Origin of the sequence: Ravibacter arvi (assembly GCF_039540405.1) — a bacterium.
Taxonomy (GTDB): Bacteria; Bacteroidota; Bacteroidia; order Cytophagales; family Spirosomataceae; genus Ravibacter; species Ravibacter arvi.
On record NZ_BAABEY010000024.1, the window covers coordinates 53,449 to 77,045 of the forward strand.

At 44.8% G+C, this 23,597-nt stretch carries 21 protein-coding genes and 1 pseudogene; 9 read left to right on the forward strand and 13 right to left on the reverse strand.

Translation table 11 applies throughout. The features are described 5' to 3' along the window. The first annotated feature begins 345 nt into the window (after positions 1 to 345). From ABD852_RS12410 to ABD852_RS12430, 6 genes and pseudogenes are all read left to right on the forward strand, one after another. Complete coding sequence (locus ABD852_RS12410; RefSeq protein ID WP_345029280.1) at positions 346 to 1,509, forward strand: AAA family ATPase; 1,164 nt, start codon at positions 346 to 348, stop codon at positions 1,507 to 1,509. 2 nt (positions 1,510 to 1,511) lie between these two features. Continuing rightward, a complete protein-coding gene (locus ABD852_RS12415) occupies positions 1,512 to 2,246 on the forward strand; it encodes an HNH endonuclease (protein WP_345029284.1) in 735 nt (244 codons plus the stop codon). Positions 2,247 to 2,659: 413 nt separating this feature from the next. Next, positions 2,660 to 2,740: pseudogene (locus tag ABD852_RS23075) on the forward strand (hypothetical protein); the annotation flags it as partial. A gap of 722 nt (positions 2,741 to 3,462) precedes the next feature. Then, on the forward strand, positions 3,463 to 3,777 hold the full coding sequence (locus tag ABD852_RS12420) for a hypothetical protein (RefSeq protein WP_345029288.1): 315 nt from the start codon (positions 3,463 to 3,465) through the stop codon (positions 3,775 to 3,777). A gap of 48 nt (positions 3,778 to 3,825) precedes the next feature. Further along, on the forward strand, positions 3,826 to 4,416 hold the full coding sequence (locus tag ABD852_RS12425; protein ID WP_345029291.1) for a DUF4468 domain-containing protein: 591 nt from the start codon (positions 3,826 to 3,828) through the stop codon (positions 4,414 to 4,416). 39 nt (positions 4,417 to 4,455) lie between these two features. Further along, a complete protein-coding gene (locus tag ABD852_RS12430; RefSeq protein WP_345029294.1) occupies positions 4,456 to 4,869 on the forward strand; it encodes a hypothetical protein in 414 nt (137 codons plus the stop codon). 878 nt (positions 4,870 to 5,747) lie between these two features. Here the strand turns inward: ABD852_RS12430 and ABD852_RS12435 are convergent. The 12 genes from ABD852_RS12435 to mutL all read right to left on the reverse strand — a co-directional run bounded on the left by ABD852_RS12435 (position 5,748) and on the right by mutL (position 20,619). Then, positions 5,748 to 6,749 (reverse strand): DUF6371 domain-containing protein, encoded by a 1,002-nt coding sequence (locus ABD852_RS12435; RefSeq protein ID WP_345029296.1) that lies wholly within the window; start codon positions 6,747 to 6,749, stop codon positions 5,748 to 5,750. 124 nt (positions 6,750 to 6,873) lie between these two features. Continuing rightward, complete coding sequence (locus ABD852_RS12440) at positions 6,874 to 8,070, reverse strand: hypothetical protein (RefSeq protein WP_345029299.1); 1,197 nt, start codon at positions 8,068 to 8,070, stop codon at positions 6,874 to 6,876. 299 nt (positions 8,071 to 8,369) lie between these two features. Next, a complete protein-coding gene (locus tag ABD852_RS12445) occupies positions 8,370 to 8,729 on the reverse strand; it encodes a helix-turn-helix domain-containing protein (RefSeq protein WP_345029302.1) in 360 nt (119 codons plus the stop codon). An 81-nt stretch (positions 8,730 to 8,810) separates the two neighbouring features. Continuing rightward, positions 8,811 to 10,487 (reverse strand): hypothetical protein, encoded by a 1,677-nt coding sequence (locus ABD852_RS12450; RefSeq protein ID WP_345029304.1) that lies wholly within the window; start codon positions 10,485 to 10,487, stop codon positions 8,811 to 8,813. 159 nt (positions 10,488 to 10,646) lie between these two features. Beyond that, entirely contained in the window at positions 10,647 to 11,789 is a 1,143-nt protein-coding gene (locus tag ABD852_RS12455; RefSeq protein ID WP_345029306.1) for a tyrosine-type recombinase/integrase, read from the reverse strand. Position 11,790: 1 nt separating this feature from the next. Then, on the reverse strand, positions 11,791 to 12,393 hold the full coding sequence (locus tag ABD852_RS12460; protein ID WP_345029309.1) for a helix-turn-helix domain-containing protein: 603 nt from the start codon (positions 12,391 to 12,393) through the stop codon (positions 11,791 to 11,793). 224 nt (positions 12,394 to 12,617) lie between these two features. Beyond that, positions 12,618 to 13,970 (reverse strand): tRNA uridine-5-carboxymethylaminomethyl(34) synthesis GTPase MnmE, encoded by a 1,353-nt coding sequence (gene mnmE / locus ABD852_RS12465; RefSeq protein WP_345029315.1) that lies wholly within the window; start codon positions 13,968 to 13,970, stop codon positions 12,618 to 12,620. Positions 13,971 to 14,056: 86 nt separating this feature from the next. After that, positions 14,057 to 14,938, reverse strand: a complete 882-nt coding sequence (locus ABD852_RS12470; RefSeq protein ID WP_345029320.1) for a TraB/GumN family protein — start codon at positions 14,936 to 14,938, stop codon at positions 14,057 to 14,059. Then, complete coding sequence (gene dxs / locus ABD852_RS12475; protein ID WP_345029325.1) at positions 14,935 to 16,872, reverse strand: 1-deoxy-D-xylulose-5-phosphate synthase; 1,938 nt, start codon at positions 16,870 to 16,872, stop codon at positions 14,935 to 14,937. Before dxs ends, ABD852_RS12470 begins: the two co-directional genes overlap by 4 nt. A 74-nt stretch (positions 16,873 to 16,946) precedes the next feature. Then, positions 16,947 to 17,864, reverse strand: a complete 918-nt coding sequence (locus tag ABD852_RS12480; protein WP_345029327.1) for a rhomboid family intramembrane serine protease — start codon at positions 17,862 to 17,864, stop codon at positions 16,947 to 16,949. Between the two features lie 3 nt (positions 17,865 to 17,867). Further along, positions 17,868 to 18,656: a rhomboid family intramembrane serine protease gene (locus ABD852_RS12485; protein WP_345029329.1), complete on the reverse strand. Its 789-nt coding sequence runs from the start codon at positions 18,654 to 18,656 to the stop codon at positions 17,868 to 17,870. 76 nt (positions 18,657 to 18,732) lie between these two features. Next, on the reverse strand, positions 18,733 to 20,619 hold the full coding sequence (mutL, locus tag ABD852_RS12490) for a DNA mismatch repair endonuclease MutL (RefSeq protein ID WP_345029331.1): 1,887 nt from the start codon (positions 20,617 to 20,619) through the stop codon (positions 18,733 to 18,735). Positions 20,620 to 20,952: 333 nt separating this feature from the next. On the opposite strand from mutL, the gene ABD852_RS12495 reads away from it, so the two are divergent. Then, positions 20,953 to 21,081 (forward strand): hypothetical protein, encoded by a 129-nt coding sequence (locus ABD852_RS12495; protein ID WP_345029336.1) that lies wholly within the window; start codon positions 20,953 to 20,955, stop codon positions 21,079 to 21,081. Positions 21,082 to 21,145: 64 nt separating this feature from the next. Here the strand turns inward: ABD852_RS12495 and ABD852_RS12500 are convergent, their stop codons facing one another. Beyond that, positions 21,146 to 21,448 (reverse strand): DUF6787 family protein, encoded by a 303-nt coding sequence (locus tag ABD852_RS12500; protein ID WP_345029340.1) that lies wholly within the window; start codon positions 21,446 to 21,448, stop codon positions 21,146 to 21,148. A 281-nt stretch (positions 21,449 to 21,729) separates the two neighbouring features. On the opposite strand from ABD852_RS12500, the gene argH reads away from it, so the two are divergent. Next, positions 21,730 to 23,070: an argininosuccinate lyase gene (gene argH, locus ABD852_RS12505; RefSeq protein ID WP_345029344.1), complete on the forward strand. Its 1,341-nt coding sequence runs from the start codon at positions 21,730 to 21,732 to the stop codon at positions 23,068 to 23,070. Between the two features lie 45 nt (positions 23,071 to 23,115). Then, positions 23,116 to 23,580: a hypothetical protein gene (locus tag ABD852_RS12510; RefSeq protein WP_345029347.1), complete on the forward strand. Its 465-nt coding sequence runs from the start codon at positions 23,116 to 23,118 to the stop codon at positions 23,578 to 23,580. Positions 23,581 to 23,597: the final 17 nt, after the last annotated feature.

Here is a 23,597-nt window from a genome sequence, read left to right on the forward strand (position 1 = left end):
CGGCAAGACCAAATCGGATCAAAGCACTGTAGGTTCGGATCTCGTTTCCTCCACAGAAAGGCCGAAAATCGAGAGATTTCGGTTTCTTTTCTGGCAGTATGGCCGAACTATTGGCCTTTTTCAGTAGAAAAATTCGGATATACACTTTGCGTTAAAAAGGTCATAGCATATAACTACCGTTAGGATCGACTCCATTTCTTCACAGAAAACAGGAATAATACAATAACGCGAGCTAGTAGATAGTTCAACCATCAGTTACACAAAGCATACAGCCCCCCCCGCTGGTTTTGCAAAAAAACAAATCAATAATAAGTTAGCAGCAATAATACCACAGACACTTAAACAATGAGAGTTAACAAACTTAAAATAGAAGGAGTTGGAGGAATTAAATCGCTTGACCTCTCTTTTAATGAAAGAATGAATATTCTTTGCGGGCCGAACGGGATTGGCAAGACAACTCTGTTGGAATCAATAGCTCACATTTTCTCGAATGGACAAACAGATATTTTGAAAAGAAATGTTGCATCTGAAATAAGCAAAATTTCTGCTGAGATTGACATTGATGGACAGATTGAAAATAAAGAGATTCAGTTTGACACATTTATTCCTGAAACAAGTACTAATATTATAGGTTTTTTTCGTCAAACAAGTGGGCTAATTTCATTAAAGACGACACGTACTTTTCAATATAAATCTCTTCAATCTGTTTCCAAAGACACAAATAAAGAAAATCATACTCTTTGGAATGATGCAATTAATGGAATAAATCTTACCGACATAAAAAACTGGTTTGTAAATCGCTATTTGTATTCTCCTCATGCTGGAGCATTAACAGCAGAACAAGTTAAGAATTTCGAGTTATCAAAACGGTGTTTTTCTTTGCTTAATAAGGACTTTTCTTTTAGCAAAGTAAATGCATCATCAAATGAAATAATGATAAATACACCTAGTGGTGAAATCTACTATGAATATTTATCTTCAGGCTTTAAGTCAATTATTTCGATACTGTTCGGAATAATTAAAGAAATTGAGTTTAGATTTAAAGACCCAAAAATAAATGCCGAGGACTTTAATGGAATTATTTTGATTGATGAAATCGAGCTTCATCTACATCCTGAATGGCAAGAAAAAATTGTTGATATTCTATTAGAGGTTTTTCCAAAAGCGCAATTTTTTGCCTCAACTCATAGTCCACATGTTATACAAACTGCTAAACCAAAGCAAATTATCGCTCTTGGCTTTGACAACAACAATGTTGTTCAGAGAGCATTACCGAATACCACTTTTGGTTTTCAAGGATGGACTATTGAAGAAGTTTTAACGGATGTAATGGGAATGGATAATATTAGGACAAAAATTTTTAACAAATTTATTTCCGAATTCGACAAGGCTATTGAAAATGAAGACTCAACTAAAGCCCATGAAATATTTGGTCATCTTGATGATTTACTTCATCCTGAAAATACACTGCGAAAATTACTGAAATTTCAATTAGCTGGTCTTAGATAGCAATGATAAAAATCGAACGAAATATTACACCTATTCAACTTACACCGACATTTGTAGCTTCTCAAACAGCGGAATTCATAGCCAATAGGACAAACGTTTGGAATATAGATTGGTTAAAGGAAAGTCTTCTTGATTTAAGTAATGGTAAATGCGCTTATTGTGAATGCGACTTAAAGGAGGAATCCAAATACATGGAAGTTGAGCATTTCGAAGATAAAGATAGTAACCCAAACAAAGTAATGGAGTGGGATAATCTTTTACCATCATGTAAAAGATGCAATGGATCAAAAAGTACTCATGATGTTATTACAGATCCGATTATCAACCCATTTATTAATTACCCCTCAACCCATTTAAAGTTTAGGCTATACAGATTTAAAGACAAAGACACGAAAGGTAAATCAACGATTGATGTTGTGGATTTGAACAACACTGAACGCGCAGTAAAGAAAAGATTTGAGGTTGGTGAAGCACTTGAAAAAACAATTGAGAAAGCTATGGAAAGACTTGAGGGCTTTGAAGCAAATAAAATTATACAAAGAAGAAACAAGCTTAAGAATATTGTTGAGGACATTCTTTTGGAATGCCAATGTGATAGTATTTATACCGCGACATGTTCAACAATACTTCATTCCAATGATACGTATTCAGAAATAAAAACTCGCATGGCAACGCATGGTCTTTGGGACGACCACCTTGATGGTCTACATAATGAATCAGTAAAGTATATTTTATAAGAAGTAATTACTGCCGCTAACACGGGCTTTGCGTCAGTGGGCTGATAGTGTGAATAGAAACATTTGAACAATTAGTAAACGTTGCTGTCGGTAGACAGTTTTCGGTTTCAAAAGCCAACCAACGCAAATCCCGGAACCGTTACTCCAAAATTTCAAGCTCATTTGACAGAAATTTTTCCTTAAATTCAAGAAAGGGTTTCTCATTCATAATTCCGAGTTCCAAATCAGGGACAATATCATTTATCGCTTCATACACGCGAATACCCTTAAGACCAGCAGGAACCAGCCTTCTATAAAAGCAGAAAAGAGCGAAAGGAAATAGTTCACGATCTAATCTCTCTCCGGGCTATAATGCTGTTGTAGATCCCTCACCTCCGCCACAACGTGCGAGAACTGCATCTTATCGGACGTATTATACGGGGCCTCGTGGAGGTTGCTATTGTATTGGAGGAACCGGCAGGAAGGTTTACGTGGATAGATCCCTTTGCAGGTAAACTAAATGTTTGTTTTTTTAACCTGCTTCTACTTTAGTGCAGAAGGGTATAGCTTGATGGCTAAGTTCCTCCAAAGTAGATGCGGCCACTTTTTATGCTCTGCCGTTATACTGCTGCGGTGGGATAGAAAAAACTAGTATATTTGTGTCATGTGCTAAAGTAGCACACCGAATTTGGTATTGCCCCTACTGAGACTCCGAATTACCACTCAAGAAGTCCGATGCAGTTGGGATGCAATGCGCCGACAAGGCGTAGTTGTGTCTTTTGTATCGGATAGGCCGTGGTAAGCCTGGAGTTGCATTAGATAGGCTACGCCGACTTCTTTTATAAACCTCCAAATTACCACAACATGCTTCGTTTTATTGTTCCTTCCAAAGATCGTCTGATAGTATACCTACTGATCGCTTTGGTCTTCCCCATCCTTTTTAGCTCCTGCAAAGAGAACGCTGATGTAGGCCTAGCGATATGCCTCTCATCGGGAAATATCATTTTAGGGAGTTAAGTCTATCGGAGAGTTGAAAGGTCAACTTCTTTACGCATCAGGTGATAGCAGGTATGAAAGTGAGCCAGATGGGAATGTACCTGGAGAGACGATATTCACCAAGGTCAGAGAGGTACCGGTATTGTCTCACTTAATTAAATCGTATAGAAGCTTTATTCAATAGAAACCTTCTAGCAGTCAATCTGCTTTCTTTCTTAATAGCATATAAATCCTTTATAACATGGTAGTATTTATTGCTTGGATAATTTTATCCTTTGTTGCAGCATCTATGGGAGCAAGTCGTAAAATTGGCGGATTTGCTGCTTTCTTGGTGTCCCTATTCTTTTCTCCTCTCGTGGGTATTTTAGTTGTACTTGCTTCAACCAAGAATAGTACGATTGAATTTCAAAAGAAAATGTTAGAGGCTCAGCAACAAAAGCAAGATTTTGGTTTTCGACCTGTATCTGACTTACAAATATTGGAAGACAAGTATAAAGCTGGCTTAATAACTAGAGAAGAGTATCAAAACATACTTAAAAATCTTGGTTCTAAATGAAGAGTTTTTTCTGTCTATAATTAATCACAATTAAATTCTTAAACTGATATGGTGAATAAAAATATCCTTCTCTTGAGTATTCTCTTGATTTCTTTAGGAAACTATGCATTTGGACAAAAAGACGCTCCCGTACTTCCAATAGATAAAAGTACGAAAAAGATAACGTATTCAGAAGTAGTCTATGTGGCTGATTCCGCAGACAAGTACGAACTCTTTACCAGGGCGAAAGAGTGGTTTTCAAGAGCGTATAAGCCTTCAACTAGCATTATTCAAATGGAAGACAAGGAGGGAGGTGCTATTGTCGGAAAGGCTTTGATGCAGGTCTATCATAAGGCTTTGGGGACTCATGAAAGTGGTTATATTAATTATACGATTTCCATCTATTTTAAAGATGGTAGATATCGATTTGAGATAACGGATTTCCATCATACGGGGCAATATGTGCAGGCGGGTAGAATTCAGGATTTTGGCCCTTGCGAAAGAATGATAAATTCTACTGAAAAAATTATGGGTATATCTGCGAAAAAGACATTCAATTATTATCTATATCAGATGGATAATGAAATAAAATCTCGTATTAATGATTTAAAATTAAGTATGAAAATTTCTTCAAAAAAGAATAAGTCAAGCGAGTGGTAAAGTATTTATTGTTTTAAATTTTATACAATGATTATAAATATGAAATTAATATTGTTTTTAATAGCAATTGTATTTTCTTCAAACTTGTCAAATGGCCAAGGATTGAATTCGGAAGCAATTTATATAAAAGATAATTTTCCGGAAGAATATGAAAATACACTAAAAAGATATGCACTGTTTGAATGGAAAGACGATTTTTCAATGGTAGTCTATGAAATAAATCGGCAGGCGGAGTCCATCGTTGAGCTTGTTGATTCTTTTGATAGCGACAATACAAATATTGTTTACAATGCAATTCAGGAATGGAGTAGGAGTGGTTACTTGAGTAAAAATATTAAAATTTTTAGCGAAATGACGGATTTTTCTGTAAAATATCTGATAAAAATGCATTGTGACTGGTCGATGGTGAAATATGAATATGATCGACAAGTAGAAGCCAAAAATTCATTTTGATTGTCTGTAAGGCTCCGAAATATGTGGATGGGCAGGCTGCCTAAGTGATATAAGTCGGGTCGTTGAAAATAAACTGTATCAGGGATAGAGGGATCACTCTAAAAAGTCATCCCTCACCCCGTTTTGATTAATATATTTTCATAAAACCTTATTTGCTCCATTAAACGCTGGTATATTTTTGTGGGTTTTCCCGCATATTTTTTTTTAAAATAAGGTGTATTGAGTTGATCATACAATTTGCATAATCTAAACACTATCAAACTTTTGTCTGTTTTTCTATCTTTTTTACTTAAGGTTTGCTGTTCGTACATAGATCCTTTAAAGGCAGTTCGATGCAAAAAATAGGTATTTATTAAGTATAGCTTTCGACAACGTTTGCCGGTTAAGGGACAGACGAAATACCAGATCGTTCCTTTTCCCAGATTGGAAGGCGCGATAGTTAGACTAACTCGATATTTAACCAGGTTTTCGTCACAGAAGTATGAGAGTTCCATGTAATAATCTGCAGCAGAGGTGTTAACCAGGAATGACACACAAGCTGTAGTTCTTATTTCTGATCGCCATGTGATAAATCCCGTCAATATTTGATCAGACTTTAAATAGCCGTGTTTCTTTAGGAGCTGGATGTTTAAGACTCTTGAACAATTGTAAAGGTTAGGAAAAGTACTCGACTTTGGCATCGAATTGTCTTTATGTATGAAACCTAAATTATTAACGAACTTTTTCGATAGGTATCAAAATTTTGTTTCGTTTGATAAAATATAAACTTTTTTAATATAGCACTTTTTTTTCGTTACTTTTTGATTGATAATTGGGTTGCCTATTTTTACTTTTGCAACTTTGAAGGCTTCTTTATAAGGTAATGCAATTTGCAAATATTATTTAATCTGGAAATCTGCTAGTTTATGATATTGCAGGAAATCCCGTAAATCATATTTCAATTTCACTAATTCAGAATACTCTATTCCCTTTTCTTTTGCGAACTTTATTGCACTATTTTTTAAGAGTTGTGAGACTTGAACTTCGATGCCGTATTTGCGTACTTTTTCCGCGTCCTGCTCCCATTGTTCATGTCCGTCTATATCAGGATAGAGAATGACTTTTCTTCCTTGTAAAATGTTGGACGTAGTTTGCTCTGTCCATTTGTAGCCATTTTTCCCTCCGGTTGCGACACAAATACTCTCAGGGAAGAAAGGGGCTGCGTAAACTGCGGCTGCCTCACTTTCAAAAATCCGAACAGGTTTGTTATTGCCTCTTAAAAGATGCTCTCCAAAGAAAGATCGTTCTGTATTTGCGTTAGTATTTCCCAATATCTCCTTGCCAATAAAATAGCAACGATTTTGAGTATCTCCGTTTTTCTGACTAATTCTCTTGCCTGTATCTGGGTTGTAGTCTATTGCCTTAATGTCCCGGACATTTCCGCTAATATCGATGTAAGGAAACAATACCCATCCTTTGTACTTGATGGAATTACTTAGAAAGTAGTCATCAATTAATCTGTTTATTGTTTTGGTATCAAATGCATATTCTCCCCTTTTCGGATCGCCCAACCAATGGAAGAAGTGATTTTCCCCGTAAAGGTCTTTCCCCGCAAGCAAAAGGCTTTTGAACTTTTCCACCGGGATAAAATCAATTTTCGATTTGGGCTTACTTATCTGTTTTCTGGAGAAGGGCGGCCCTATAGCCGTTCGCTGGTCTATAGGTCGCTGGGGAAGAAAGGTCTCCCCGCATGAATGACAGTAGCCTGCAGTTTCATAGCCGATATATGGAACAAACTTGCCGTCCCGGTTATCCTTACCGCAAGGACATAGGTTTACTCGGTTTCGATTCTTGTCAAATTTCAGTTCGGGGAGTGATTCAAACGATTGATGTTCTTTCATGTTACAACTGTTTTTCACGTTTGCAAATTGGAAAGGTGTATAAGAGGGTTTGCAAGCTTGCAAAGGTTGTTATTGTTGCAATCAAGCTTTGCAAAGCTATTTTACAAACGTTCAAGCGATTGATTTATAGTGAGATATGCTGTGTTAGTTTGTAATAAACTTCTTTATTCTTCACCGATTTGGTCAACTTACATTGGAAACCGGTTTCGTCATGGATAATAGTATCGAATTTTATTATTTCAGACAATCGAGATTCTATTGTTCTTTGACTCGCGTTGAAGTCCTTGCAAAGTCTATCGAGTAGGTCTGTCCGTGTTAGAACGGATCCATCACCCAAGTACATTTCAATATGCTCCACTATATCCGCGTTTCCGGCTTTTTGCCTGCGTTTGTTTGCTACCTTGGAGACTTCGCATGTATCGGCCAGAACAAGCCCATTGGCATCATTACTGTATCTGATGTGGAACGGGGCGTGCCGGGCGGTACTGCGACACTTTAAATACTTGACGCGGATTAAATCGGAATCGTTGTGGTGTGCATCTTTTTCGAAACCGACCTGAATGACGGTACTTGCTTTGTTCATTAGTTCCGTTCCGAAATGCCCACGGGCTTTGTCGCTTCTCGGGTTTTCGTGGATGAGGCACATGAAAATAACGTTGTGTTCATTGATAGCCATATTCATCAAATCAATGAGTTCCATGCTTTTGCCTATCTCGTTGAAATCCTCAATGCAGTCCGTCGAAACGTCGAGTACGACGAATAGAGGGCTATTTGTAATGCTCCGGATATGGCTTAAATACTCCTGTAGCATACGGAACCGATCTGTTCGTTTAACCTGCAACAGGCTTATGTATTCAAAGTTATCCGGATGATCCCCGCGTTTATAACCAGCTTGAATTTGGATGGACTGCAATGCGTAGGGCAGTTGTTCGGACAGGTTTCTTTCTGTATCAACGTAAACAACTGTATGCGTTACGTTAGAGTTTAAACGTTTGAATCCCAAGAGTTCATTGTTGCATCCGTTCTGCTTTAGGAATGCAGCGCAAATGGTTTCTGCTAACCTACTTTTGTGTACTCCTGCCTGTCCCTGGATTACGTTTATAGTATGCGGGAAAATAACGGGATTATCTCCCTGCATCAAAACCGGTTCGGAAAACTCAATTTCATTTTCTTTAAGTTCCCGCAGCTTTTCACTGGTTGTAAGGATTGCCTTTAGGCCGTCTGAAAGTCGATCCGACTTTTCCTCTTCACTTGCCTGCCTATTAGCTTCGGCTTGAATGTCCTGGACACTAATACCGTGCCGGTTAAATTCAATGTTCATCGCCAAACAGATTTAGCTGTGAATTCCTCTTTGGGGCTAGATCAGGGTTAGTTGTTAAAAACCAGGCCTTAAAGCCAGTAAGTAAACACCGTTCTTTCCTTACTTCCCAGAGCATACCAGACCGTTCTAGATCTCGTTTATACCGACAAATATTTTTTTGTGGTATTCCAGTAGCTTCTGAAACCATTGAAGCTGTGGCGACATTTCCAGATAAATAGTAAAATATGGTTTGTATCTGGGTTGACCTCTTTTTAGCTTTACCCTGTCCTCCGCCAGAAGACATTGGGCTGTTCAGTTGGTTATTTCCCATTGCTCAGCCCTTTTTTGCGGTTGAATAAATAAGCTTCTGCCTCGGCCTCTATTTCAGTATTGGTTTTTTTACGACCTTCTTTGAGGTATACCAACAGTTCGTTACGAGAAAAATATAGGCGGTTGCCTTGTTTCAATACGGGTAGCTCTCCTTTTGAGACCTTGCTATACATTGTGGATACAGTAAGGCGCAGAAATTCGGCAGCTTCCTGAATGGATAAAAGCCGCTCTGGCTGATCGGCGGGAAATTGTTCGTTTCTAACTGCTCTGAGTATGTTTGCAGTTACTCGCTCTGAAATACCGGTTATGAGCGTTTCCGGGTCAATAGGACTGAGAATTAAATTGTGCATCTCGGTTTGATTTTTTGATGCACAAAGTTTTCGGGGCGTTTTTCGGGGCGCTAGGGGGCGTCGCCCTTTTTTTGCCCTTTTTTATAACCGCTTGGTTTTTAGATATTCATCTACTTTGTCAGGGCAGTCTGAAAGATCTAAGACGCTTTCCCTCCAATTTTCGCCCCCAATTTCTAAGAGAGTGTTTTCTAAGTCAAAGTTTTTTGGGATAATCGTGTTAAAAGTCTTGTAGAAGGTATTACCCTTTCCCGGTTTAATCCGATCATTTCCTATTTTCTCCAATTTTCCTTTTTGGCCTATTGGCAAAGTTTCTCCTTTTGCATAGCAGTCAAAGATGTAAGCTAGTACATAATGTTTTGTCTTGTAATTCGTGTTATTTGGTTGTGTGTTTACGAATTGAGGCACCGAAAATTCCTTTTTCTCCTTTGTTTGTATCTCGTGGAGTTTGCTAATTAAATAATCCTTATAAAAAACATGGCGCGCATACGCTTGCAAAGGCGGATGAACGCTTATGGTGAATATTTCCGGCAACGCTTTCCTCTGGTAATATTTCCCTTTTATCCTAAGATATTCTACCATGTCCCTAAATAGCTGGTCTTTATAGTCATTATCTATATTAATTTCCCCGTTCGCGAACAGTTGATCCGCCATGCTTTCTATATTGGTTATCTGGTTCAATTGCCCACGGATAAAATCTGCGCCTAATGAACTATTGATATGCTCCTCCGCCTTGTTATCTTTTACTAGCTTTTGAAACCACCAATTAGATTTAAGTGGTATAAACCAATTTGTATACTCAGCATTGCTCCACCAATTGGGAAAGTGTTCATCGTGTATGTAACTAGGGATCTTAATAGGGGAAACCAAATAGGCTACGCCTCCAAAAACCTTTTCCAAAATAGATTTTTCTTTTTCGTCGAGTACCGTAAGGGATTCGAGATCATGTCGCTGTCCTGATATCTCTTCAACCCTTTTACTTATTGCCTCGACCCAATAGTCTAGCTTTTCTCTTACCGTCTTCCTGTTTCTCAATTCGGCTTCAATCTCCTTTAAGGCAGGTAATTGACGTATATCACCTTTCCCTATACACTCATGAGGAGTGGGGGGGCTAGGCGTTTGGTTATTCCCTTGGTAGGTTGATGTTTCAGTCTGTTGATGTGTTGAAGTATTTTGGGTGGCAAATGGTACAGTGATCGTTGTATATCCTTTTTTTATCAATTCAAGTGCCTCGCCAATACTATTCCCTTGCACTCCTAAAGCGTATGTTATATTTTCTCCGGAAAAATAGTTATGTATCTCGCCTATGATCAACTTGTCCAGATCGCCAAAGATAAAACCCATAAATAGATAGTCGGTATAATTTCCAGCCTCCCTAAACGCCAAGTATTTCTTAGTGAATTGTAGAACTTCGGTTAAATCATTTCTATCAGCATTTTCTTTTAGGTTGACAACATCATTGTAGTTTCTATTCCATACCGTATTTGGGTAGTTTGGATCAAAAACGTCTAGCTCGGTAGCTTTCGATTTTATGGGGACAGCTATCTCGTTTTCTATGATGTCGACTTTTTTTTTAATTTCGGCATTTACCTCATCTTCCCTCAGTTTGTCCTGAAAACTTAAATGAGACTTTAGACTCCAACGCTCTTTGTTCAGTTCGTGTAATTCGGCAATAACTTTATTGAGCTGACCGAAGTTGTCAATATTCGAGTGTAAAAACTCGATAAATTGGAAAAGTGATTTTATTCTAGCTGGTATCATCGTGCGCCTTATAGGTTATCCAAATGCCATTTGGCTCTCAAACTCGAAGAGGAGAAACTCATCTTAAATCAATAATCGAAACTAATTGTTCCGGAATAGAAGCCCACTTGCGCGTCTCATCTGTCGTTCGATTTATCTACTTCCATTTAAAAGGTTGAGCTAAAACTCTAATTTGATCTTTTCTACTGCTTTACGCTTAGCCTCGTCTACAATCTTTGTGTAAATCTGCGTTGTTTTCAGGTCGCGGTTCCCTAGCAGTTTTGATACGGTGTAAATATCCGTTCCGTTCGCTAGCTGTAAGGTTGCGTAAGTATGCCGGAAGCAATGAAAGGTTATTTCTTTTGTTATCCCTGCTGCTCCGATCCATTGATATAGGTGCTTATTTTCGTATGCTGAATACGTCAGACCAGCAAAAACCTTTTCGGTCGGTTTTCCGGGCTGTCCCAATAAGTTATACGCTTGCTCGGAAATGGGAAGCACTTCAACACCTTTGGTTTTCTTTTGGGCGAAGTTTAGGAAATGCCCTTGTCCGATGATGTATTCGAGTTCACTCCATATCATTTTTTGAATATCTGAAAACCTCAACCCCGTGAGTGCCGAAAACAAGGCTGCCCGCTTTAGCAACGGGTTATTACATTCGGTCTTGATGAGGCGGTTCAGCTCTTCGATTGTTAGGTATTCCCTTCTGGTTTCAGCCAGTTTTATAGGAGCTACCCTGACGTTCAAGTCAATGGAAAGGTAACCGTCCTTATACGCTTGTTTCAGGGCTGCTTTCAGCTTGTTGAAATAGGATACGGCTGAATTTTGCGCGAGGGTTGTTTTGGCGCTCTTGTTACTTTTTGTAGTGAGCAGGTACTCCTTGAACTCATTGCAGAACCGTTCGTTGAGGTCGGCGAATTTCAACCTGCCGTTTGTGAAGGATACAAGATATTTGTAGGCCGAAACCCAATTATCATGGTTACTGGAATTACGTTTGTCGGCCAGTTTCTTGAAGTACTCGACAAAGTTTTCTTCTCCTAGTTTCCTGATTTTTAGCTGTTCCTTTTCGAACCCGGTGTAAACTTCGGGCTTGTTCAATTGATTTTCCCGCTTTTGTCTTATGTTTTCAGCAACTAGCATTGTTTCCTTATTGTGCTGCTTATCTACCGGGTTTTTGGCTTTGTCAAAGAGGTACATGTTCAGAAACTCTCTCCGGGTCGGTTTACCTGTATCGGGATGAGGAATAGGCGGATAAAAGTCCAAATACAGACTATGCCTGTTTCCCGATATTGCCTTTTGTCTGAGTTTGACTCTAGTTGCCATATTATACACTCTTTAATAGTTTGTCAATATCACGCTGTAATACGTACACCTGGCGACCCTCTTTTATCCGCTCAATCTTGTTTTTGGTGAGTACGGCGTCCAGACCACTTTGAGATATGCCGTACTTCTGCCGTATTTCCGACAGACTGGAATAGCCCTTTTTGTTCGCGGGTAGGGGTGTCCCTCCGCTTTTTAGCTTGTCGAGTTCGCTGGACAGATACCCGATAAGAACATCGGCCTGTAACCGTTCCGGTTCAAACAGCCGGTCTATATCGGTTCTTCTTATCATGGTTTTTTTCAGTAGCAAGTTTTTAGCGGGTAGTTTGCCGGAGCGGATCAGCTTGTAGACGTTTTGCCGACAGCAGCCCAATATTTTTGCGACCTGCGAGACGCTCAGAAACTCTCTGGCTTTAAGCTCTTCCATTTGGAGCCTTCGTAGTCGTATTGTCTCCTCGTTTATTGGCTTGAATACTTCGACCCGCTTACTTTTTTTATATCCTTTTTTTGCACAGGAATCGCCGCAATACCGGGTGACGGTCGTCCTGGCTACAAACTCCTTTCCGCAGTTCTGACATATCCGGTTAATCCTAATGTTGGAACTCATCTGATTTAAGGATATTTAAAAGTGTAAACTTTGTAAACTTATGGGGAGATTATTAGGTACAAATTTTGACCTATTTCTGGTTGAGGTACAAATAGGGTACAAATATAGTCTAAACAAGTAGATAATAAAACAAACTAACGATAAAGCAAGTCACTAAATAGGCCCTGATTTACAGGGTCTATTAGTTGTTTCTTATCGGTTTCTTATTTGCTTATTTATCCCGGTTACTTTCCGATACAAAACTTGCTGAAAATATTCGCCAGCAAGTCGTCGGTCACAATCGTCCCGGTTATTTCGCCGAGGTGGAACAACGCCAGCCGGATGTCCTGGGCGAGGAAATCGCCGGTGATGCCGCTGTCGAGGCCGCTGAGAACGTCATTCAGGGCGTGATGGGTGCGGAGCAGGTGTTCGTAGTGGCGCAGGTTGGTTACCATGGTCCCGGACTGGATCTGGTCTTTGGCAATAGCGGTAATCCTGTGTCTCAATTCATCGAGCCCCAGGCCGGTAGCTGCAGCGATGGTCAGCGCATTCCGGGAAGAAACAATCTCCTGGTTCCGGTCAATCTTGTTCTGTATCCACATTACTTTTTTCCCTGCCGGGAGTTCCGTAGCCAGGGTTTCCAGTTCTGCGAGGGTTGCCGGGCTGTCGAAAAGAAAGAGGACAATATCCGCCTTTTCCATCGCTTTCCGGGAGCGATCAATACCAATGGACTCCACCACATCCACAGTTTCGCGAATCCCGGCCGTATCGATGAAACGGAACTTGGTTCCATCTAGCACTACCGTGTCTTCGATCACGTCCCGGGTAGTTCCGGCTATATCGGTTACAATGGCTTTTTCTTCGTTCAAGAGAGCATTAAGCAAGGTCGATTTCCCGACATTGGGGGCGCCGATGATGGCTACCGGCACACCTTCCTTGAGTGCATTGCCCAATTCGAACGAGGCGATCAGCGGCTTGAGAGAGTCGTTCAAACGGTTAATTAACCGCCGAAGATCGTCTCTTTCCGCAAATTCCACGTCTTCCTCACCGAAATCAAGTTCCAGCTCCACCAGTGAGGCGAAGTGGATCAATTCTTCCCGCAACGCCGCCAACTGTCTGGAAAACCCGCCGCGGAGCTGGTGCATGGCGGCCTTGTGACTGGCCTCGTTGTCGGCAGCTATCAGGTCGGCAACCGCTTCGGCCTGCACCAGGTCAAACTGACCATTTAAATAGGCGCGCTGCGTAAACTCACCGGCCCTGGCCATACGCGCGCCCTCACGAATAAGCAACTTCAGAATGGAGCGGATAATATAGTCGGATCCGTGGCAGGAAATTTCTACAATATCTTCTTTGGTAAAAGAGAAAGGGCTTCTGAAGACAGTAGCCAATACCTCGTCAACCAGTTGGTCGCCGTCCCGGATCGTCCCGAAATGAACCGTATGGCTCCGGACTTCCGTCAGGTCGCGCCCTTTGAAAATGTTGTTGACGATGCCGATGGCGCCCGATCCGGAAATCCTGATTACGGCAATAGCTCCTACACCACTTGCCGTCGCCAGGGCGCAGATGGCTTCTTCCTGGCGGATAATATTCTTTTCCATGGTACAAATATCGGGAAGATACGTGGTATTTGAGCGGTCGGTTTTCCCGGAAGCGCTGCCTTTTGACCGGATTGCCGGGTAGTAGGTTACAGCGGCCTGATGATCGGCCGGACCTGGTAGCCAAATCCCCTTAACAGGGCAACAAGGCCGTTTTTACCGCCCAGATGTGCTGCTCCTACCGCAATAAACGTAGGGCTTTCCTGCATGATGTAATCAAGTTTCGGAAGCCATTTTTTGTTCCGGTCCGTGAGGACGACATGTTCGAAGCCTTCGAAATCAAATTTGCTTTTCTGCGTATAGCGGAAAATTGCGTCAATGTCCTGCCGGTGATAAAGCGCCATCAGGTCCATGAATTCCGATTTGGCTTCCTGAATGCTGTCGATGAGCTGAACTACCATTTTGGCCTGAACGTTGTACGGGATGGAATCGAACACCGCCGCCTGTTCTTCCGGTGATTCCAAGCCGTTGACATACAGTCCCTTTTCCTTTGCAATTTCCGCCAGTACCCCTTCTACGGATTCGATGGGGCAATCCAGGATGTGATTGAAAAGAATGCTGGTCAACAGGAAAGGTTTGGCCTGAGCGAGCAGACCGATGTCGAACCCGACGGAGTCACGAAAGTAGCCGGCGGTTTTGTTGTACGCTTCTTCGGGCAACAGATCCGTAAGACGGGTGCCGTTTTTCATGTACATACTGGCCATGAGCGCTTCTGTCAGGCCGGGATCTGTCATATCCAGTTCAAGAAACAGGCGGTCACTCTGCCCGAGCGCCTGTCTGAGAGAGTCGTCAGCCGTAAACTGTCCCGGGCAAATCAGGTGAATGGTGCCGAAAAGATAAGAGGGTTTCTGAAGGCCCTTGCCGGTTACCTCCCAAAGCAGGGAGCCGGATTGGGCTGAAGCCGGCGCCGGGAACAACGGCCCGAAACAAAGAAGAAAAAGGAAAACAAGACGGAATCCCTTTCTTCTCATGAGCGCGGTACGCTTTGCGCAACGCCCACAAGCGCCCAGACTGCTTTTTCAATGGCCGGTTGATCGTACCCGCACAGTTGATGCAGTTCCGGCTGCTCGCCGTGTTCAATCACTTCGTCGGGGATCCCCAATCTTTTGACCTGGGCCTGGTAGCCATGGTCAGCTGCAAATTCGAGGATAGCGCTACCAAAACCGCCCTGGATACAGCCATCTTCTACTGTGACGATCTTGTCGAATTTACGGAATACCTCGTGCAGGAGCGCTTTGTCAAGCGGTTTCGCAAAACGCAGGTCGTAATGTGCTACCCGGAGGCCTTCTTCCGAAAGCTTCCGACAGGCTTCGGCGGCCGAATTCCCGATATGGCCGAGCGATAAAACTGCTGCGGCATCACCGTCGGACAGCTGCCTGCCCTTGCCGATCGTGAGTTTCTGCAAAGGAGTTTTCCAGTCCGACATCACGCCCTGGCCGCGTGGGTAGCGGATCGTGAAGGCAGATTCCCCGGCCTGGGTTTCTTCGTGCTGTGCAGTATACATCATGTTGCGGAGTTCCTGCTCGTTCATCGGGGCAGCCACAATCATGTTAGGGATACAACGCATGTAAGCGATATCGTACGCTCCGTGGTGAGTCGCGCCGTCGGCGCCGGCAAGCCCTGCGCGATCGAGGCAGAAAATAACCGGTAATCCCTGTATGCAGACGTCGTGTATCACCTGGTCATAGGCGCGCTGCATAAAGGTGGAATAGATATTGCAAAACACTACCGAGCCGCGGGTAGCCATCCCCGCCGAAAATGTGACGGCATGCTGCTCGGCAATCCCAACGTCAAATGCACGGTCGGGTATTTCTTTCATCATAATGTTCATCGACGAACCGGAAGGCATGGCCGGGGTTACGCCAATGATTTTCTTATTTTCCCGGGCGAGCTCAACCAGGGTATGGCCGAAGACGTCCTGGTATTTGGGTGGCTGCGGAGAGGTATGTACCTTCTTCTGGATTTCGCCGGTAACCTTGTCAAAAAGGCCGGGTGCATGCCATTTGGTCTGGTCCTTTTCAGCCGGTCCGTAGCCTTTGCCTTTCAAGGTGAGGCAATGCAGCAACTTCGGTCCGGGAATATGCTTCAGGTCACTCAATACATGCGTAAGGTGGTCAATGTCATGACCGTCGATCGGGCCGAAATACCTCAGGCCGAGCGACTCAAAGAGGTTGCTTTGGTTCAGAAGTGTTGACTTTAGCACGTTTTGAACCTTGGAGACGATTTCCTGGGCGCTGATGCCGAAATTGCTCAGCTTGCCCAGCAGGTGCCAGGCCTCGTCCCTTATCTTGTTGTAAGTCTGAGAAGTCGTAATATCGGTCAGATAGGCTCTCAACGCCCCCACGTTGGGGTCAATGCTCATGCAATTGTCGTTCAATATAATGAGCAGGTTGGAGTCTGAAGCCCCGGCGTGGTTCATGCCTTCGAAGGCCAGCCCGGCGGTCATGGCGCCATCGCCGATTACCGCGATGTGCTGCCGCTGCTTGTTGTGTTCCAGCCCTGAAGCAATCGCCATTCCCAAAGCGGCGGAAATTGACGTAGAGGAATGGCCTACGCCGAAAGCGTCATACGGGCTCTCTTTGCGGTTCGGAAAACCGGAAATGCCGCCCATTATACGGTTGGTATGGAACAGGTTCTTCCTGCCGGTCAGGATTTTATGACCGTATGCCTGGTGTCCCACATCCCAGATCAACTGGTCGTCCGGGGTATTAAATACGTAGTGAAGCGCGACGGTCAGCTCTACGACGCCAAGGCTGGCGCCAAAATGGCCGCCATAAACGGAAACAACGTCAATGATGTACTGTCTTAACTCGTTGCAAACCTGGGGGAGTGCAGCAGCGTCCAACTTTCTCAAGTCTTCAGGCGAGTTGATTTTCGACAGCAAATTTCCCGGTGAGATGAGCATTATTCAGAAGCGGTGACGCTGTGTGATGTGGTTTGATACGCCCGCAAAGTTATTCAAAATAACTTAACATAGGCTTATTTTCTTTGACTGGCCCTAAAGAGCTTTTGCTTTTCTTCTTTGCTCAGGCTTTCATAGCCTGACTGCGAAATTTTATCGAGAATGGAGTCGACTTCATCCTGGTCCGGCATTTCTACAGACTTGCCGGGATTGGCCGGTTTGGCGTAACCCGCGTTTCGCTGCACCGTCCGGGCACTGTAAGTTACCCGGATGTCCGGCTTTTTACGGAATAGTCTTTCCCAGGCATTGCCGATGGCGTAGATAGGTTTCCCGAGATCGTTGCCGGTTTGCAGCATCTTGATGAAAAAATACCCGAGCAGGGCGCCGCCGAGATGAGCCAGGTTACCGCCCGCGTTAGGCCCGATGGATTGCGCAAGCGAAAGAATGATATAAAAAAGTGCAATGTATTTGATCTTGACCGGGCCAAGCAGCAGCAGCGAAAAGGTATAGTTGGGCAGCAGGGTAGCGGCGCCGACCGTAACCGCATATACAGCAGCCGATGCGCCCAGCATTCTGGAAGTTCCTACTACGCCCTGGAAATAAGGGGAAATGTTGTAGACCAGGATATAGGTAAGCGCGCCCGCCAATCCGCCGAGAATATACAAAGCCACCATTCTCCTGGTACCCAGGTATTCGTCAATCAGCCTGCCGAACCAATACAGGAACAGCATGTTGAACAGGATATGGAAGATATCCTCATGCGCAAAAAAGTACGTGAGAATGGTCCAGGGCTTGCGGGCAAGCTCAGGCAGCGCGGCCGGTACCCTGAGCAGGTCCAGCACCCATTGATAAACTGATGCCTGGTTCAACAGCGTAAAGGTGATCCTGAGCAGCAACAACGCCAGGAACACCACAGAGTTAAGCAGGATCAGCTTAACCAGCGCGTTGTCGGGTTTGTTGATTTCACTTTTCAGGTTGTTGAACAGACCAGTCATAGATCAAAAGAATTTTTGTCGACTAGAATTCCAGTATTTTAACAAAATAAAGGCAAACAACATTCCGCCGAGGTGGGCAAAATGTGCAACGTTATCATTAGGTGCGTTCTGGAACCCCGAATACAGCGAGTAAAGTCCGTAGAATCCGACGAAATACTTGGCCTTAATCGGGAACGGGACGAACAGCAGGAACAGCTCGGTATTGGGGAAGAGCATCCCGAAAGCCATCAGGATGCCGTATATGGCGCCTGAGGCGCCTACCATCGGGATATCGACGTTGAACTGGTACACAGCTTTGGCCATTTCACGGCTCTGCGCGATCAGCTGCGGGTTGGTGGGACTGGCCTCGAAGCTATTGATAAAAGCGCTTTGAGATTTGTAGTAGAACTCCGCGTGGCTGGAAAGAAAATCAATAAAAGCTTGGGGATTGGGATGATCCAGGTAAACCGCCAGCCCGTCGCGGATTTGGGCGAGCTCGAAATAATTGATGACCGAAAACAGCAGCCCCGCGCCGATTCCGGTAAAAAAATAGAAGAAAAGAAAGCGTTTCGGCCCCCATATCCTTTCCAGGAGCGGCCCGAAAATCAGCAACCCGAACATGTTGCTTAGCACATGTCCGAAACTGGATGTGCTGTGCAGGAACATATAGCTGACGTATTGAAAAGGCCGGTATTCTGGAGAAAGAAAAGACCTGAGTGCAAAAGTAGACGACAGGTCGAAACTCCGGTCCAGGAAGAACAGCGCTATATTGACAATAAGTAAGTTGCGAACAACTGGTGTAATCTGAAACATGTGGTAATAACCGGTAAAAGTTCGTTCGGTTTACTGTTGAAAAAATGCTTTCTGAAGATTAAAGATGCTAATTTTTCTATTTATCCTTGTGATGGGGCCTAAAAATTGTAGCTAGTTTTTCGATGGTGAGCCTTACTGTGATCGGGTCTCCGCCGGGTGTTCTGTTCGGGTCCGAGGTATCGAAGAGCCGGGCCAGCATCCCTCTTATTTCCTGTGCGCTCATCTTGAAGTTATACCGCGGGGCAAACCTTTTCGCCAGCGAGCGGATCAGGCCGTCAGGACGGCTTAACCTCAGCTCCGCATAATTCTGGCGGATCTGGTCCAGGAGCTCCTCGAACATTTCCTGCTCGCTTTCGTCAGGCAGGTCGGAGGGAACACCGCGAATAACGATAGAGTTGCCGCCGATTTCGTCGAACTCGAAGCCAAGGCTCCTTATGGATGATTTGGTGTCGTTTACCAACTCCATATCCGCGGCAGAAAGGCGTATGGTTTTAGGGAAAAGCAATTGCTGGCTTCCGCCGCTGCGTTTCGCCAGCATTTTCCGGTACTGTTCGTACAAGATCCTCTCCCAGGCCGCTCTCTGGTCAATCAGTATGGTCTCTTCCGGTGTCTGGGAGAAAATGTAGCGGTTGAATAGCTGAAAGTAGGTGGCTTCAGTGGCGGGCTGGCCAATGCGTTCGGTGGCCATCTGGTTGGCCCGGCTGGCAATGGTAAACGACTGCGTCTCGCTGCTGTCCTGTGAGAAGTCTGACTGGCCCGGGGCCTGTCGCTCCTCGTCCTGTACGCCAAGCCCTTCAAATAGCTTCACCCAGTCCTGTACACTCTGCTTGCCAAAAGCATCCTGCCGCTTATCCCCGCCCCAATCCGGTTTCGGCGGAATATTGAAAGACACAGGGGTGGCGGCTGCGGGTTTCGGTGGATTCAGGAAATTAATGTCATTGTCGAAATCGATCGAGTCTCCCCCAAGGTTGTAAACGCCGATCGAACGCCGTATCGCGGCCATCAGGATGGCGTAAACCGATCGCTCGTCATCGAATTTGATTTCCGATTTGGTGGGGTGGATGTTGATGTCAATATGTGAAGGATCGATCTCGATAAACAGGACGTAAAAAGGATGGCTTCCCTCGGGGATGGTACCTTCAAACGCCGTTACGAGGGCATGATGAAGATAGCTGCTCTTTATATAGCGGTTGTTGACAAAGAAAAATTGCTCCCCCCGCGTCTTTTTTGCGCATTCGGGCTTACCAATATATCCACGAAGGCTTAACAGGGAGGTTTCTTCCTGGCAGAATACCAATTGTTCCCGGTAATTCTTTCCGAAAATGTCCGTAATCCTTCTGACGAGCTTGCCTTGCGGCAAATTGAATATTTCGCTGTTGTTATGATGCAGTGTAAAGGCAACTTCGGGGTTGGCCAGCGCTACCCTTTGGAATTCGTCAATGATATGGCGCATTTCCACGGGGTTGGATTTGAGGAAGTTACGCCGGGCTGGCACGTTGTAAAACAGGTTTTTTACCTGTATGCTGGTGCCCTGGCTCCAGGAAATGGACTCCTGTGTTTTCACGGACGAGCCCTCGATCCGGATCAATGTGCCCACTTCTTCGTCGCTCCGGGCTGTTTTAAGCTCTACCTGTGCAATAGCGGCAATAGAGGCCAGCGCTTCGCCTCTGAACCCCATCGTCCTGATCCTGAAAAGGTCTTCACCGGTCCTTATTTTCGAGGTAGCATGTCTTTCGAAGCACATGCGGGCGTCTGTCGGCGACATGCCTTTGCCGTCGTCCACTACCTGGAGGAGGGTTTTACCCGCTTCCTGCAGAATAACCTGTATGCTGGAGGCCTCGGCGTCTATTGCGTTTTCGAGAAGCTCCTTGACCGCCGAGGCCGGTCGCTGAACGACTTCGCCGGCTGCGATCTGGTTAGCGATATGGTCGGGAAGTAATTGTACTATATCAGGGGTGTTCATCTCTGGCCGTTACTTGAAGCAAGCTTAATCCTAACAAAATAACAACAATATTTCGGGTTGCGCCAACCCGGTTTCCCCGTTGCCGCGAGCCGGGGCGGTTTTTTTCAGGCCGTAGAACAGGGGCTTTGATTTTGCCGTATTAAAAAGCAGCGAAAAAATCTTTTGAAAAAATTTAATTTATTAATAACTTAACACTGTATTTTCCTAAACATAATAGATTAACCTTAGTGTCGTACAGTAAGTATTCTCACACGCTCTTCTCGTTATTATTATATTATAACCCCGTAATTTTTAAAAATGAAAGCTGTCGTATTAAAAAGAATCAATCTTACCATGGCGATTAAGTGGGTCGTTTTCCTACCCGTTATACTGCCATTGTGCGTGGTGTTCGGTGCGTTGAAGGGCATTACGCTGATGGTCGACAAGATGGCCCAGCAGATGTTGGCAGACATCGAGTCCTGACCGCCAAAAAAAAGAACGGGGTTCTTGAAAGGGGAAAGAGGGTATCAGGTACTTTCTTTCCGAGTCAGTTCTTTCTCCAGATTTTGGCTATCCTGGAAAAGGTCCGCTTTTCGAACTCCCAAAAGAAATTGAACTTTCCGAATATCCACCCCCAGCATAGCAGGACGACCTGGTAGAGTGGGAGTATGACAAATATGCTCAGGCAGATGCGTATCCAGGAAGGGGTATTGTCGTCGATGCCGATCAGGCCGAAGAGGCCTTTCTTGGCGTAAAGTACCGAAAAGCCGGTACAGGCAAATACGACCAGGATGATGACCACATCAAGGCCGCTGTTGACGTTCCAGCGCGTTTTTAGTTTGTCCCACATGACTGCCTGAAAATGATTTTGGTGGATGAATTCGCGTGTTTATGAGGTGCGGTCAAATTTTACCGGCAAATCCTGCGCCGGCAGTTTTCTGACTTTTCCCGGTTAAGGGGCAATGCACCTGCAAAGATAGCCCGGACACGTTACCTACAAAAGGATTTCTTTTTTCTCCGTGCCGATTTCCGTAGCAGGCCTCCTATTTCGCCCGCCGGTTTGCCGGGAATATTCGTTTTCGCCCCGATTGTGTTAAATTTGGTCCTCGTACAACCGGTTAAAACACAAGCATGACAAAGCTCTGGCAAAAAGAAGGCATCACAGTTTCAGAAAAAATAGAGAAGTTTACCGTCGGCAGAGATCGGGAGCTTGATTTACAGTTGGCCCCCTTTGACGTGCAGGGAAACCTGGCCCACGCCAGGATGCTGGCCGAAATCGGGCTGCTGACTACGACGGAACTGGCAGGGCTGGAGGCGGCGCTGAAAGAAATATATACAAGTATTGAAACGGGTGAATTCGAAATAGAAGAGGGCGTTGAAGACGTGCATTCCCAGGTGGAATTGCTGTTGACCCGCAAGCTCGGCGACGTAGGTAAGAAAATCCATAGCGGGCGCTCCCGCAATGATCAGGTTTTGGTTGACCTGAAGCTGTTTTCAAGAAGCCGCTTGAAAGAGGTGGTTACGCTTACGACCCGGCTGTTTGAAGTGCTGGTCGCGCGCGCCGAAGAGCATAAAAACGACCTGTTACCTGGTTATACGCACTTGCAAATCGCGATGCCCTCCTCCTTCGGGCTTTGGTTCGGCGCCTATGCGGAAGGACTGCTCGACGATCTTGTACAGCTCCAGGCAGCTTACCGGCTTGCCAACCGGAATCCGCTCGGTTCCGGCGCCGGTTACGGGTCATCCTTTCCCCTGGATCGCCAGTTGACGACCGACCTGCTGGGCTTCGAAGGCTTACATGTGAACGTGGTGTATGCACAAATGAGCCGGGGACGTACCGAGCAAGCCGTCCTGAATGCGATTTCGTCGCTTGCCGCAACCGTGTCGCGCCTGGCTATGGATGTTTGTCTGTATAACAGTCAGAATTTCGGTTTCCTGGTACTACCTGACGACATGACGACCGGCAGCTCCATTATGCCCCATAAGAAAAACCCGGATGTAGCTGAGCTGCTCCGCGCAAAATGTAACCGTATGAAGGCGCTCCCCGCGGAAATAACGATGGTATTGAGCAATTTGCCTTCGGGATACCATCGCGATATGCAGCTATTGAAAGAGATCCTGATGCCTGCCCTGAGCGAGATTATCGAATGCCTCGATGTCGCCATTTATATGCTGGAGCATGTGAAAGTGAACACCGGTCTGCTTGAAGACAAAAAATACGACCTTCTTTTCAGCGTGGAACGGGTGAACGAACTGGTGATGCAGCAGGTGCCTTTCCGTGACGCGTATAAACAGGTCGGCGTGGAAATAGCCAACGGTTCCTACCGCGCCTCCAGGAACCTCGACCACACGCATATCGGGAGTATCGGAAACCTGCAGCTGGATCTTTTGAAGTTGCGATTGACCGACGAGTTAACTAAATTTAATTTCGAAAAGGCTGACCGGGCTATCGGTGCATTGCTGGGGAATTAGACTTCCGCCCCGGACTTAATAGATCTTAGTCAAAATTACGCCATCATGGGCTACATCTTGGGTCTGAAATATGCAATTCTTCTGTCTCTCGTGGGCGGGGCGCTTGCCGGATGTTGTACCATGGTAATGTGCGTCGGCGCGGACAATATGAATGAAATCGCGCTTAATAATTTCGAGGACGCTGCTGAGTTGGATACGATCGTGGTAAAAAAATACAACAAAGGTTCCGGGATGGTCACGCCAATAGACAGCTTTGTCACTTTCCCGGTTTTCAGTGGCGCGATAAATCCCACCCAACAAATTGTTCTTTCACAAAAAATGACAGACAATTTTGACTACCGCATAGAAATCCCCGGAGCAGGCAGAGTCTACAATATAACGAATTTCGTTGTCAAGAAAAAGGGGTGTAATTCCGGGTTCCTCTGCAACGACACCTACCGCGCGCTGGAAAGCTACCGCGTAAACGGACGAACGATGGAGGGACAATGGCAAGTGGTATTGTACCGGTAGGTGTGAGGTGTGAGGTG